The sequence below is a fragment of the Vibrio sp. 1167 genome (genome assembly GCF_033340375.1).
GTDB lineage: Bacteria > Pseudomonadota > Gammaproteobacteria > Enterobacterales > Vibrionaceae > Vibrio > Vibrio alginolyticus.
Window position 1 is genome coordinate 207,644 of sequence record NZ_JAWOWK010000004.1, and the last position, 14,086, is coordinate 221,729.

The 14,086-nt window shown below is 45.0% G+C and carries 11 protein-coding genes; 2 read left to right on the plus strand and 9 right to left on the minus strand.

Going from position 1 to position 14,086, the window contains the following annotated elements; translation table 11 throughout:
- Positions 1–3: 3 nt before the first annotated feature.
- From bamA to rpsB, 9 genes are all read right to left on the minus strand, one after another.
- Positions 4–2,418, minus strand: coding sequence for an outer membrane protein assembly factor BamA (gene bamA / locus R7Z78_RS10390; RefSeq protein WP_005391802.1), 2,415 nt, complete (start codon positions 2,416–2,418; stop codon positions 4–6).
- 44 nt (positions 2,419–2,462) lie between these two features.
- The gene (rseP, locus tag R7Z78_RS10395) at positions 2,463–3,821 is read right to left on the minus strand and encodes a sigma E protease regulator RseP (RefSeq protein WP_005380334.1); all 1,359 of its coding nucleotides are present in this window, start codon (positions 3,819–3,821) and stop codon (positions 2,463–2,465) included.
- A complete protein-coding gene (ispC, locus tag R7Z78_RS10400) occupies positions 3,821–5,026 on the minus strand; it encodes a 1-deoxy-D-xylulose-5-phosphate reductoisomerase (RefSeq protein ID WP_005385353.1) in 1,206 nt (401 codons plus the stop codon). The genes rseP and ispC overlap by 1 nt, the downstream gene beginning before the upstream one ends.
- 50 nt (positions 5,027–5,076) lie before the next feature.
- Positions 5,077–5,919 (minus strand): phosphatidate cytidylyltransferase, encoded by an 843-nt coding sequence (locus tag R7Z78_RS10405; protein ID WP_005385351.1) that lies wholly within the window; start codon positions 5,917–5,919, stop codon positions 5,077–5,079.
- A gap of 12 nt (positions 5,920–5,931) precedes the next feature.
- On the minus strand, positions 5,932–6,687 hold the full coding sequence (locus tag R7Z78_RS10410) for an isoprenyl transferase (RefSeq protein ID WP_005380331.1): 756 nt from the start codon (positions 6,685–6,687) through the stop codon (positions 5,932–5,934).
- Between the two features lie 96 nt (positions 6,688–6,783).
- Positions 6,784–7,341 carry a ribosome recycling factor gene (gene frr / locus R7Z78_RS10415; RefSeq protein WP_005380330.1) on the minus strand — a complete coding sequence of 186 codons (558 nt, stop codon included), beginning with the start codon at positions 7,339–7,341 and terminating at the stop codon, positions 6,784–6,786.
- Between the two features lie 100 nt (positions 7,342–7,441).
- On the minus strand, positions 7,442–8,167 hold the full coding sequence (gene pyrH / locus R7Z78_RS10420; protein WP_005380329.1) for a UMP kinase: 726 nt from the start codon (positions 8,165–8,167) through the stop codon (positions 7,442–7,444).
- A 147-nt stretch (positions 8,168–8,314) separates the two neighbouring features.
- The gene (gene tsf, locus R7Z78_RS10425) at positions 8,315–9,160 is read right to left on the minus strand and encodes a translation elongation factor Ts (protein ID WP_005380328.1); all 846 of its coding nucleotides are present in this window, start codon (positions 9,158–9,160) and stop codon (positions 8,315–8,317) included.
- A 132-nt stretch (positions 9,161–9,292) separates the two neighbouring features.
- A complete protein-coding gene (gene rpsB / locus R7Z78_RS10430; protein WP_005380327.1) occupies positions 9,293–10,021 on the minus strand; it encodes a 30S ribosomal protein S2 in 729 nt (242 codons plus the stop codon).
- 384 nt (positions 10,022–10,405) lie between these two features.
- On the opposite strand from rpsB, the gene map reads away from it, so the two are divergent.
- Entirely contained in the window at positions 10,406–11,284 is an 879-nt protein-coding gene (map, locus tag R7Z78_RS10435) for a type I methionyl aminopeptidase (RefSeq protein WP_005380326.1), read from the plus strand.
- Between the two features lie 108 nt (positions 11,285–11,392).
- A complete protein-coding gene (gene glnD, locus R7Z78_RS10440; RefSeq protein WP_017636037.1) occupies positions 11,393–14,017 on the plus strand; it encodes a bifunctional uridylyltransferase/uridylyl-removing protein GlnD in 2,625 nt (874 codons plus the stop codon).
- Positions 14,018–14,086 lie beyond the last annotated feature (69 nt).

Genomic DNA, 14,086 nt, shown 5'->3' on the forward strand with positions numbered 1-14,086 from the left:
TCTTTAGAAAGTTCTACCGATAGTGAATGTGAAGAACTCTTCATCATCGCCATCAAATTTCTTAATTGGTTTCGCTAGTGAGAAGACTAGTGGCCCCATTGGAGACATCCACTGCAACGCCGCACCGTAAGAAGAGCGGTAGTTGGTTGGATCTGAGTAATCGTAGTAGTAACGGTCACCATATTCCGCACCTGAATCGCGGTAGTCAAACTCCGTATCCCAAACACTTGCCATATCAAAGAAGATACTGGTACGAATTTGGTTTTGTACTTCTTCTGATGCAAATGGTGTTGGGACAATCAACTCAACACTTGCTAGCGCTACGGCGTTACCACCAACAGAGTCATCTGTTGCTGTATCTGCGCCATTGTTTGAACCAGATGTATCACGGTAAACCGCTTTAGGACCAACAGAGTTTGAGCCAAAGCCACGAAGCGATGTAAAGCCACCTGCGTAGTAGTTTTCGTAGAATGGGAACAAGTTATCGTTGCCATCCGTTTGACCGTAACCATTACCGTAACCTAAGCGGCCACGGAACAAGAGGGTAAACTCGTGCTTTTTAGTCAATGGCACATACTGACGAACATCGTACTGCATTTTGAAGTATTGAACGTCAGAGCCAGGTACGGTCATTTTATAGAATGCACGCTGATGGTTACCTGCCGTAGGGAAGTAGCCACGGTTTAAGTTATTACGTGTCCAAGAGATATTGAAGTCGAAATCGTTTGTGTTCAACGCTCCACTAGAATCAATGTTGTCTGCTTGTGCTCGTAAGAACTGCTCTACCTGTAAGTAAGGCGATAAGTTACCGATCTTGTTGTGCGTATAACCGACACCGAATTCAAAACGGTTCAACTCATCGAATGGGAAACCCCACGTTAAGCTCGCGCCATAGCTTTCGTTGGTATAGTCAACGATATTGGCTTCTTTCGCTTCAAATTCGTTATAGAAAACCTTACCACCTAAGCTTACACCGTCTAAGTTCCAGTACGGATCACGGTAATCTAGACTGATGTTTTTCTGGTAGTCATTCATCATCGCGTTGATACCAACACGGTTACCACTACCAATGAAGTTATCTTGTTGCAGGCCAACCTGGAAGCTCACACCCGATTCTGTGCCGTAGCCAACACCGAAGTTAACGCTACCAGAGTTCGCTTCTTTGACAGAGTAAACTAGGTCAACTTGATCATCACTACCAGGAACTCGAACCGTCTGTACTTCAACATTTTCAAAGTAGCCCAAACGATTTAGACGAGTTTTACCCGTTTCAATCGATTTCGAGTTCAACCAACTGCCTTCCATCTGACGCATTTCACGACGAAGGACTTCATCTTTGGTTGAGTTATTACCCGTGAAGCGAATGTCACGAACATAAATTCGGTTACCCGGATCTACGTTAACGACCAAAGAAACTTCTTGATTCTCGTCGTCAAACTCTGGAATGGTATTCACTTGAGGATAAGCATAACCGGACTCACCAAGCACACGCTTAATCCCTTCTTCCATTGAAGTCACCAACGAGCCGTTGTATGTCTCATTGTCTTCAAATGGCACAAGTCTTTCGAACGTCGCTTCCTCACCAATCAAATCACCACGGAACTTCACGTCCTTAACGGTGTAAACCTCGCCCTCTTCTAGACCAAGAGTAATGTATACCCCTTTCTTGTCAGGAGAGATTGCAACTTGTGTCGAATCAACGTTAAATTTTAAGTAACCACGATCCAGGTAGAATGATTTGAGTGCTTCAATATCACCTGCAAGAACTTGCTTTTGATACTTTTCATCAGAAAGGAAATTCCACCACGGCACATCAACATTTAAGTTAAAGCGCGAAAGCAGTTCTTCATCACTGAACACTTCATTACCGATAAAGTTGATTTGCTGAATTTTTGCCGACACACCTTCAGTAAAGACAAACTTAAGATCAGAACGATTACGTGGTAGTGGAGTCACCACCGCTTTTACTGTTGCGTTGTATTTACCTACGCTGTAGTAAAAGTCTTCTAAGCCTTTTTCAATGTTGCTTAGCGTGGTGCGGTCAAGCGCTTCACCTTCACGAACGCCAGACGCGTTCAGGTTTTCTTGTAGCTGCTCGTCCTTGATTGCTTTGTTACCTGAAAAAGAGATGCTTGCAATGGTAGGACGTTCTTTGACTTGAACCATCAGAACACCACCGTCACGCAACACTTTCACATCTTCAAAGTTACCAGATGCATACAGGGCGCGGATAATTTCTGCAACATCGCCTTGGCCAATGGTATCACCGACACGTACAGGCATTTTCAACAATGCAGCACCCAGTGCTACACGCTGCAATCCATCGATTTCAATATCTTGAACTACGAAGTTCTCTGCTCCATTTGCAGATACACTGGTCGCCAGTAAACTTGCAAATAGAATTCGCTTAATCGCCATACTTGTTCTAATTATTCCTTGCTACTGCTTTTGTCTCTGAACTATCACAGACGAGTAAAATCATTAAATAGCGCTAACGCCATGAGCGAGAAGATGATCGCACCACCAATTCTAAAACCCATTTCCTGCACTTTCTCAGGAACAGGACGTCGAATGACAGCTTCAATTGCAAAAAACAACAAATGACCGCCATCCAACATTGGTAAAGGAACGAGATTAATAATACCTAGGTTAACACTAATTAGAGCGAGAAAACCTAAAAAGTAGACCAAACCATAATCTGCTGTCGCGCCTGCGCCTTTGGCTATTGATATTGGTCCACTCAGATTATTCAGACCAACGTCTCCAACAATCAGCTTCTTAAGCATGCTGATTGTCAAACCAATGACTTGGCCAGTTTTGTCTACTGCTTTACCTATTGACTCGAATACACCAAACTGAAGATCGAAGCGATAACTTTCTGGCCATTCTGCGACTTTAGGTGCAATACCTGCAAAACCAACGACTTCTTTGTTAGCTAGCTCACGGCTACCGGGCGTCAGCGTCAATGTTTGCTCATAACCCTGACGCAACACCGTCAATTCAAGCGGTGTATCAGGATTAGAACGAACCGCTTCAACCACTTGCTTCCATTCGGTTACGCGTTGTTGACCAATTGCGACAACCTCATCACCTGGAAGCACACCGGCTTTTTCCGCCGCTCCACCTTGCGAGACCTGCTCGATAACTCGATACACCTCCGGTGTATACGGAGCAAAACCTAACGACTGCATCGCTGACTGAGTTTCTGGGTCGAACTTCCACTCACGTAAATCGAGCGTTTTCGTTACTTCTGAACCAACTTCATTCGCTGACGTTAGTGTTACCGTCATCAAATCATCGCCAATATGAGAAATCAATCCCATATTTACTGATTCCCAATCCGGAGTTTTGATACCAGATATCGATTTAAGTTCCATTCCAGATTCAATTCCAGCTTCCGCAACAATCGAATTGGGCGTAACTTCACCAATTACAGGCTTAACAGCTGGGATACCAATTAGAAATACCAGCCAATAGGCAAAAATTGCGAAAAGAAAATTAAAGATGGGGCCAGCCGCAACAATAGAGGTACGCTTCCATAACGGCTTCTTATCAAACGCTAGGTGCTTCTCATGTTCTGGCACCTCATCGACACGGCTATCAACCATTTTCACATAGCCGCCGAGAGGGATCATTGAGATGCTGTACTCCGTTCCGTCTTTGCCTACTTTACTCCAAATAGACTTGCCGAAACCGATTGAAAACTTTTCAACTTTAACGCCGCAACGGCGAGCAACCCAAAAATGCCCAAATTCGTGCACGGCAACAAGAATGCCCAGTGCGACGATAAAAGAAATGAGATTCCACAATATACCAGTCATCAGCTACGCTCGCGTATGGTTTCTAGGGCAATAGTTCGTGCCATTCTATCTAGCTCGAGCAAGCTTTCCAAGCTATTCGCATTCTCAGCTTTGCAGCTTGCGTTGATTTTATTCAACACAGACTCATTGATGCGAGCAATATCGGTAAAACCTAGTCTGTTATTTAAAAATGCATCAACAGCGACTTCATTAGCTGCATTCAATGCCGTTGTTGCGTGTTGACCTTCATAACAAGCATCAATTGCGAGTTTTAAACATGGGTAACGAGCAAAGTCAGGCTGCAAAAACGTCAGCTCACCAACTTTCGTGAAGTCTAGCGGCTTAACCCCAGCTTCCACTCTTGACGGGTATGACATGGTGAGCGCAATTGGCGTCGCCATATCCGCTTCTCCCATTTGTGCCAAGACCGAACCATCACGATACTGAACCATAGAATGAATTACCGATTGAGGATGAATAACCACCTTCAGTTGTTCGCGAGCAGCATTAAATAGCCACTTAGCTTCTATATACTCAAGGCCTTTATTCATCATCGTGGCAGAATCAACAGAAATTTTTGGCCCCATCGACCAGTTTGGATGAGCGATCGCCTGAGCGGGTGTCACCTGCTCCAGTTCTGCGATGTCAGTGTAACGGAAAGGACCACCAGATCCAGTCAACAAAATATGAGAAATGCCATGTTCTTGTAAATTGCAACGACCTAGATTGGTTTGTACTTGCTGTGGTAAACATTGGAAAATGGCGTTGTGTTCACTGTCGACGGGAAGTAGCTCTGCGCCAAATTCTTCAACGGCATCAATAAATAGCTGGCCTGACATTACAAGTGCTTCTTTATTTGCCAACAAGACTCGCTTACCTGCTTTCACGGCAGCCATGGTAGGCAATAAGCCGGCTGCTCCTACAATAGCAGCCATTACACTGTCGACCTCGTCCAGCGAAGCAATATGGCATAGCGCATCAACACCACCTAGCACTTCGGTACCTGGCGAAACCGAGTGTAGCTCAGCTTGAAGTTGAGACGCCGCAGCTTTATCTGCCATGACCGCATACTTAGGTTGCCACTGACGACATAGACCGATCATCTTTTCAACGTTAGTGCTTGCCGCTAAGGCAACGACAGAAAACAGATCTGGGTTTTGTTCGACCACTTTAAGCGTGCTTGCACCAATTGATCCAGTAGCACCAAGAATCGTTAACTTTTGCATGTTGTAAGACCGTTAGAAAGCTCAGGAGCGACGACGCCGCTCCTGATAAATTAGAATACGTAGTAAAGAAGAGCAAAAACTGGGAATGCTGCGGTTAGGCTGTCGATACGATCTAGCACACCACCGTGCCCTGGGATAATGTTACTGCTGTCTTTAATGCCTGAGACACGTTTGAACATACTTTCAACCAGATCACCAAGCACTGAAATAACGACAGTCACTAGCGTAATCAGCACCATATGGACAGGGCTAGTGAACTGGATATCGAACCAATCAGCAAATGCCCACGCTACGATTAATGCCGTGATAATGCCACCAATTAGCCCTTCAATGGTTTTATTGGGGCTTACATGAGGAGCCATCTTACGTTTGCCTAAGCTTTTGCCTGCAAAGTAGGCGCCGCTATCTGCAGCCCATACCAAGAAACAAACGTACAACACAAGCTTTGCGCCGTGGTATGGATCTACAGTGATGTCATACGCTCTGAGAATAATCACACTCCAAAGGAATGGGATTAATGTCAGAAAACCAAATACATGACGTAAAACAAAATTACTTTGCCAAGATTTCGTCGTTTTGGGGTAAGTAATCGCCATTAAGCTAGCAATAATCCACCAAACAAAACCAATACCCAAGACGACATAATGAGGTGTCGTTAAGTGATTGAGGCTATATGCATCAGGCGAGATGTATAGAAAACTAAGTCCGGTAATAATGATTGCCGGCACAAGGGCAGCAATGCGAGAGTTGCTTCCTGTAAACTGAGTCCACTCCCAAAAACCTAATAGCGTTATTGCAGTTAAAGCGGCAATAAAGCCCATTAGCGGTAATTTAAAAATGCCTAAAATAACCAGGGGAGCTAAAATTAGTGCTGTTATTATTCTCTGTTTCAAACTAACTAGTCCTTATTGAGCTGCCATCAATGCCTTTATTTGTTCACCTGTACAGCCAAAACGACGTTCTCGGTTGATAAACCAAGTCACAGCTTCTACCAAACTGTCTTCATCGAATTCTGGCCAGTACTCTGGTGTAAAGTACATTTCTGCATAAGCCATTTGCCACAACATAAAGTTGCTGATGCGGCACTCTCCACTGGTGCGAATTAAAAGATCCACTTCCGGTAGGTCTGCCATGGTCAAATGCTCAGTGATTAGCTGCTCATTGATATCCTCTACACGAATTTCACCGTTACGTGCTTTTAGCGCTAACGTTTTAGCAGCTTCTGTGATGTCCCATTTACCGCCATAGTTGGCTGCAATGTTGATCACCATACCCGTGTTATCTGCCGTTAGGTTTTCTGCTTCTACAATTTTCTTTTGTAGACGCTCACTAAATCGACTGGTATCACCGATCACGCGCAACCGTAAGTTATTTTTGTGTAGTTTTTTTACTTCACTAGACAGGACCGTGATAAACAGTTCCATCAAAAGACCCACTTCTTCCTCCGGACGACGCCAGTTTTCACTACTAAAAGCAAACAGCGTCATGGCTCTAATGCCTAGTTTTGAAGCAGCAGCCACGGTCTTACGAACGGCACTAACGCCTTTTTTATGACCAAATACGCGAGGTTTTCCTTTGGACTTAGCCCAACGGCCATTACCGTCCATAATGATGGCAATATGCTTAGGAAGGGAATCAGAGAAGGCTTGAGAATTTTGCATAGGGAGTTAATTGAGTTCCATCAGTTGGATAGACTAACATAAAAAAACGCTGAGCTGTGAGCACAGCGTTTTCCAACAGTGATGTGTGTGGGAGTATTAAACTTCCATCAACTCTTTTTCTTTTGCAGCAAGAACTTCATCGATCTTCTTAACTGCAACGTCAGTTAGCTTTTGAATTTCGTCTTGTGCTTTACGGTCTTCATCTTCAGAGATTTCTTTATCTTTTAGAAGCGCTTTAAGATCGTTGTTTGCGTCACGACGGATGTTACGAACAGCAACACGACCACCTTCAGCTTCACCACGAACGATCTTAACTAGGTCTTTACGACGCTCTTCCGTTAGCGGTGGAAGTGGAACGCGGATGATAGTGCCAGCTGACATAGGGTTTAGACCAAGGTCAGACGTCATGATCGCTTTTTCTACTTTCGGCGTCAGCTCTTTATCAAAAACCGTGATTGCAAGTGTACGCGCATCTTCAGCAATAACGTTTGCTACTTGGTTTAGAGGTGTTGCTGCACCGTAGTATTCTACAGAAATACCAGATAGTAGGCTTGGGTGTGCACGACCTGTACGAATTTTAGAAAGGTTGTTCTTAAGCGCTTCAACGCTTTTATCCATGCGCTCTTGCGCGTCTTTTTTGATTTCGTTAATCACAGTTTCACCTTAAAAATGTCATCTTTCCTGAAGAAAGCCTAAAACGGTTGAGCAAAGCAAGCACCACCCTAACGCTTTGGAGTGGCACCTTAAGCCAAGCTTATTCGTTGATGAGCGTGCCTTCTGCTTCGCCCATAACCACGCGACGTAGTGCGCCTGGCTTGTTCATATTAAATACGCGGATTGGCATTTTGTGGTCACGAGCTAGCGTAAACGCCGCCAAGTCCATAACTTTCAGCTCTTTATCCAGAACTTCTGCATAAGATAGCTTATCATACAGCTCTGCGTCTGGGTTTGCTACAGGGTCAGCAGTAAATACACCATCAACTTTCGTCGCTTTTAGTACGACATCCGCTTCAATTTCGATACCACGTAAACAAGCAGCAGAATCCGTTGTAAAGAACGGGTTACCAGTACCAGCAGAGAAGATGACAACTCGGCCTTGGCGAAGCTCACGGATCGCATCAGCCCAATTATAGTCGTCACATACGCCTTTTAGAGGGATTGCAGACATAACGCGCGCATTTACGTATGCACGGTGAAGAGCATCACGCATCGCTAGGCCATTCATTACTGTAGCAAGCATACCCATGTGGTCACCAACTACGCGGTTCATACCAGCTTCAGCTAGGCCTGCACCACGGAACAAGTTACCGCCACCGATAACTACACCAACCTGAACACCCAGTTCAACCAGTTCTTTAACTTCTTGTGCCATACGATCAAGGACCGCAGGATCAATACCAAAACCGTCTTCACCTTGAAGAGCTTCACCACTCAGTTTTAATAGAATACGTTGATACGCTGGTTTAGGGTTCGTAGTCATGGAGTTTACCTTCCAAAGAGAGTTGTTGATTAACAGTCATGAATAGACACAACTTCAGTTATGGCTATTCATCACGGCTAATCGTTCACTGCTCATAAAAAGACCGCAGCCTTGGCTACGGTCTAATCTTTATACAGTCTCTAAGGATTAACCTTTTTGAGCTGCTGCAACTTCTTCAGCGAAGCTCATTTCTTCTTTCTTCTCGATACCTTCACCTACTTCTAGGCGAACGAACGTAGAAACTGAAGCGCCTTTTTCTTTCAGCATTTCGCCTACAGTTTTCTTAGGCTCCATGATGAAAGCTTGACCTGTTAGAGAGATCTCGCCAGTGAATTTCTTCATTCGGCCAACAACCATCTTCTCAGCGATTTCAGCAGGCTTGCCTTCGTTCATTGCGATTTCAACTTGAACCGCTTTCTCTTTTTCTACTACGTCAGCTGGTACGTCTTCTGGGTTAACGAACTCTGGCTTAGAAGCAGCAACGTGCATTGCAACGTGCTTAAGAGTTTCTGCGTCGCCTTCACCAGCAACAACAACACCGATTTTCTCACCGTGACGGTAAGAAGCGATTGCAGTGCCTTGAACGTATTCTACGCGACGGATAGTGATGTTTTCACCGATTTTAGCTACTAGAGCTACACGTGCGTCTTCGAATTGTGCTTGTAGTTCTTCAACAGAAGCTTTTGAAGCTAGAGCTGCAGCTGCAACTTCTTCTGCGAATGCAGTGAAGTTACCGTCTTTAGCAACGAAGTCAGTTTGGCAGTTAACTTCAAGAAGAACAGCAACGCCGTTTTCTTCTTTGATGATGATTGCGCCTTCAGCTGCAACGTTACCAGCTTTCTTAGCTGCTTTCGCTGCGCCAGATTTACGCATGTTTTCAATTGCTAGTTCGATGTCAGCGTTTGCTTCTACAAGCGCTTTCTTACATTCCATCATGCCAGCGCCAGTACGCTCGCGAAGTTCTTTAACTAGAGCAGCAGTTACAGTTGCCATTCTGTCTTCCTCGTTTGATTCGAAATAAGGTAAAAAACAGGGGCCTAACATTGTCGGCCCCCATTGCTAACTATAACTTAGTTTATGCTACACAAAGGTTTCACATAGACCAAGTGTGACACAGAGCCGCTATTATTCAGCTTCTACGAAACCGTCTTTTTCAGCAACTGCAGCTACGTCTTTGTTACGACCTTCAGATACTGCTGAAGCAGCAGCGTTCAGGTATAGCTGTACAGCGCGGATCGCGTCGTCGTTACCTGGGATTACGTAGTCAACGCCGTCTGGGTTAGAGTTAGTATCTACCACAGCGTATACTGGAATACCTAGGTTGTTAGCTTCTTTAATTGCAATGTGTTCGTGATCAGCGTCGATTACGAATAGAGCGTCTGGTAGGCCGCCCATGTCTTTGATACCACCAAGAGATTTCTCTAGCTTCTCCATTTCGCGAGTACGCATTAGAGCTTCTTTCTTAGTTAGTTTGTCAAAAGTACCGTCTTGAGATTGAGTCTCTAGTTCTTTTAGACGCTTGATAGACTGACGAACTGTTTTGTAGTTTGTAAGCATACCGCCTAACCAGCGGTTGTTTACGTAAAACTGGTTGCTTGCGATTGCAGCTTCTTTAACAGCTTCAGATGCAGCGCGCTTAGTACCTACGAATAGAACCTTACCTTTCTTCTCGCCAACTTTAGCTAGTTCAGCTAGAGCGTCGTTGAACATTGGTACAGTTTTTTCTAGGTTGATGATATGAACTTTGTTACGAGCGCCAAAGATGAATGGCTTCATTTTTGGGTTCCAGTAACGAGTCTGGTGACCGAAGTGAACACCAGCTTTTAGCATATCGCGCATTGATACAGTTGCCATTTTAAAATCCTCTATGGGGTTAGGCCTCCACATTCCCCATAACTCCGACCAAGCTTCTGCTCAGCACCCCGGAATATGTGACGGAATGTGTGTGATTTAAAGATAAAAGGTTATTCGGATGAAGCTTGCTTCGCCGCTTAACTTTGCTAAACGAAGAGAACAGTCCTCTATTCCGGCGCGCTTTATACCATATTTTAGCTCACTGTGGCTAGTAAAAATTATTTCTTCACCGAGCCACTTTCTCCTATTTATAAGCAAAACTTTAAACATATGATCGAATTAAGAATGATGCATATTCCTATCTAACTTGGGTTAACGCCCCGATGTCTGATAGAATGCGGCCATTCGCACGTTTACGTGCTTAGGAATAAGTAGAGAAAGCCAATGTCAATCAAGATTAAAACTGCTGAAGAAATAGAACGCATGCGCATTGCGGGCAAGCTAGCCGCAGAGATTCTAGAAATGATCGAACCACACATCAAAGTTGGTGTGACGACAGAAGAGTTAAACAAAATCTGTCATGAGTACGCTCTAGAAAAAGGTGCATACTCTGCTCCGCTTGATTACCATGGTTTCCCTAAGTCGATCTGTACTTCAATCAACCATATCGTATGCCACGGTATTCCAGCGGAAAAAGACGAAATCGGTAGCAACGGCCAAATGAAGCCGGCGGTACTAAAAGATGGCGACATCTTAAACGTTGATATTACCGTAATCGTTCCAAATGATGAGAATGCAGATCTGAGCGTGCGTCCTCAGGGGTACCATGGTGACACTTCTAAGATGTTCCTAGTCGGTGATGTTTCGCCTGCAAACAAACGTCTGTGCATGGTAGCTCAAGAAGCACTGTACGTTGGTATGCGTACCGTAAAGCCAGGTTCAACAGTTGGTGACATCGGTACAGCTATCGAGAAGTACATCAAAGAGAACAACAAGAACAATCCTCGCAACAAGTTTTCTATTGTGAAAGACTTCTGTGGTCACGGTATCGGCGATGAGTTCCATGAAGAACCACAAGTGGTTCATTACAAGAACAAAGACCGCCGCGTATTAAAAGAAGGCATGTGCTTTACTATTGAGCCGATGATTAACGCAGGTAAATTTGGTTGCTCTGTTGATGCACAAGATGACTGGACTGTTTACACGGGCGACGGCAAGAACTCTGCGCAATGGGAACATACCATTGTTGTAACAAAAGAAGGTTGTGAAGTACTGACGCTTCGTAGCGACGATACGATTCCTCGCCTAATGAAAAACGCGTAAAGCTGACGACCACTCGTTGTTTACTATATCCCTGCTTCGGCGGGGATATTTTTTATCTGCCGCAAATTTGTTAGATTGTTATTAGATTAGCTTGCACGGATGGCAAATATGACACTTCAGTCCCCTCTTACCTTTTCCGATGAACAAATCAATATCGGTGAACTCAAACAAGAATTAGAGAAGTTTAGCTCTAATCAAAACCAAGAGTTTCTCAATCATCATCCGGTAACAAGCTTGGTTTTAGCCAGAGCTGAATATATGGATCTGCTTCTCAATCGTTTGTGGCAACATTTTGGTTTCAAGGATATTTACAACATTTCCCTGGTTGCCGTTGGTGGCTACGGACGCGGTGAGCTGCATCCACTCTCCGATATCGATATTTTGATTCTGTCGAACAATAAACTGCCAACCGCGTTAGAAGCAAAAATCAGCGAATTCATTACGCTGTTGTGGGATTTAAAACTCGAGGTCGGACACGCTGTTCGCACCGTTACTGAATGTGCTGAAATTGGTAAAGCCGATCTAACGGTCGCGACAAACCTGCAAGAAGCGCGACTGCTGTGTGGAAGCGAGGACACCTTTCAGGCACTGAAGAAAGTCGTGTTATCAGACTCCTTCTGGCCAAGTGAGACGTTTTACCGCGCTAAAATTCAAGAGCAGCGCGAACGCCATGCACGTTACCACGACACGACCTACAACTTAGAACCGGACATTAAATCAACCCCTGGCGGGCTACGCGATATTCATACATTAAGCTGGGTCGCTCGACGTCACTTTGGTGCGACTTCATTGTTGGAAATGAGCCGATACGGATTTTTAACTGACGCAGAATACCGAGAATTGGTTGAATGTCAGGACTTCCTTTGGCGAGTACGTTTCGCTCTGCATATGGAGCTTCGCCGCTATGACAACCGCTTGACCTTTGCTCATCAAGCACAAGTTGCGGAAAATCTAGGCTATGTCGGAGAAGGCAACCGAGGCGTAGAAATGATGATGAAAGAGTTCTACCGCACGCTTCGTCGTGTGGCAGAGCTCAATAAAATGCTACTCAAACTCTTTGACCAAGCAATCATTAATGGTGGGGCAACAGAAAGTGCCGAGATTCTCGATACAGACTTTCAACGTCGCGGTTCTTTAATTGAAGCGCGGAAACCCGCATTGTTCCAAGCTCGCCCAGAAACTATTCTGGATATGTTCTTACATATTGCTAACGACTCAACTATTGAAGGGGTGAGCCCACCAACGCTGCGTCAACTGCGCACCGCTCGGCGTCGGCTCAACAAGTTTTTGCACACCATTCCTGCTGCGCGTGAAAAGTTCATGGCGTTATGTCGTCACCCTAATGCTCTGCACAAAGCATTCAGCCTCATGCACCGATTAGGGGTTATGGCGGCCTATTTACCGCAATGGAGTCAGATTGTTGGTCAAATGCAGTTTGACTTATTCCACGCCTACACGGTTGATGAGCACAGTATTCGCTTACTTAAACACATCAACACTTTTAGTGACCCAGAAAATCATGCGAAGCACCCTATTTGCTGTGACGTCTACCCACGGATGCAAAAGAAAGAGCTGCTGATTATTGCCGCTATTTTCCATGATATCGGGAAAGGTCGTGGCGGCGATCACTCGATTATCGGTGAAGGAGAAGCGTACGACTTCTGTATTGAGCATGGCTTATCGAAGCCCGAAGCGAAACTTGTCGCTTGGTTGGTAAGGCATCATCTATTAATGTCCGTCACAGCACAGCGCCGAGACATTTATGATCCCGATGTCATTACCGAGTTTGCCAAAAAAGTCAGAGACGAAGAATCTCTCGATTATCTTGTATGCCTGACAGTTGCAGATATTTGTGCAACCAACCCAGAACTTTGGAATGCTTGGAAACGAACTTTACTTGCAGAGCTGTATTACTCCACACAACGTGCTTTACGCAGAGGGCTAGAGAACCCTGTCGATGTGCGTGAGAGAATTCGCCACAATCAACAGATGGCCTCCGCAATGCTGCGCAAAGAGGGGTTTGCCGCGCGCGAAATTGAAGTATTGTGGCAACGCTTCAAAGCTGACTACTTCCTTCGTCATACTCATACGCAAATCGCGTGGCACTGCGAACACTTACTTCGCATGGAAGATCCGACTAAGCCTTTGGTGTTGATCAGTAAAAAAGCCACTCGTGGCGGCACTGAGGTGTTTGTATATACGAAAGACCAGCCTGCTTTATTTGCGACGGTCGTGGCGGAGTTAGATAGGCGTAATTTTAATGTACACGACGCACAAATAATGACCAGCAAAGATGGGCACGTGATTGATACCTTTATGGTACTCGATCAACATGGCGAAGCGATCGATGAATCTCGTCACGCCGCGGTGATTAAACACCTCACTCATGTACTGGAGGCAGGCCGACCAACCAAGATTAAAACGCGCCGTACTCCGAACAAACTTCAGCACTTTAACGTGAAAACCAAAGTCGACTTCTTACCAACCAAAGGTAAAAAACACACTTTAATGGAGTTTGTCGCGCTAGACACACCAGGGCTGTTGGCCAAAGTAGGCCGTACGTTTGCTGATTTAAATATCAACCTTCACGGTGCCAAAATCACCACCATTGGTGAGCGAGCAGAAGACTTGTTTATTTTAACCAGTGATGCAGGAGGAAGATTAAGTGAAGAACAGCAAGATGAGCTAAGAGAGAGATTGATCGAAAAGTTATCTGATGAGGTCGCAGCTTAGATCAAACCTGCCAATCTTTTCGGTTCAGGGCGAGAGCGATCTTGCCCACAAGTTAAGCATTTTGGCTAA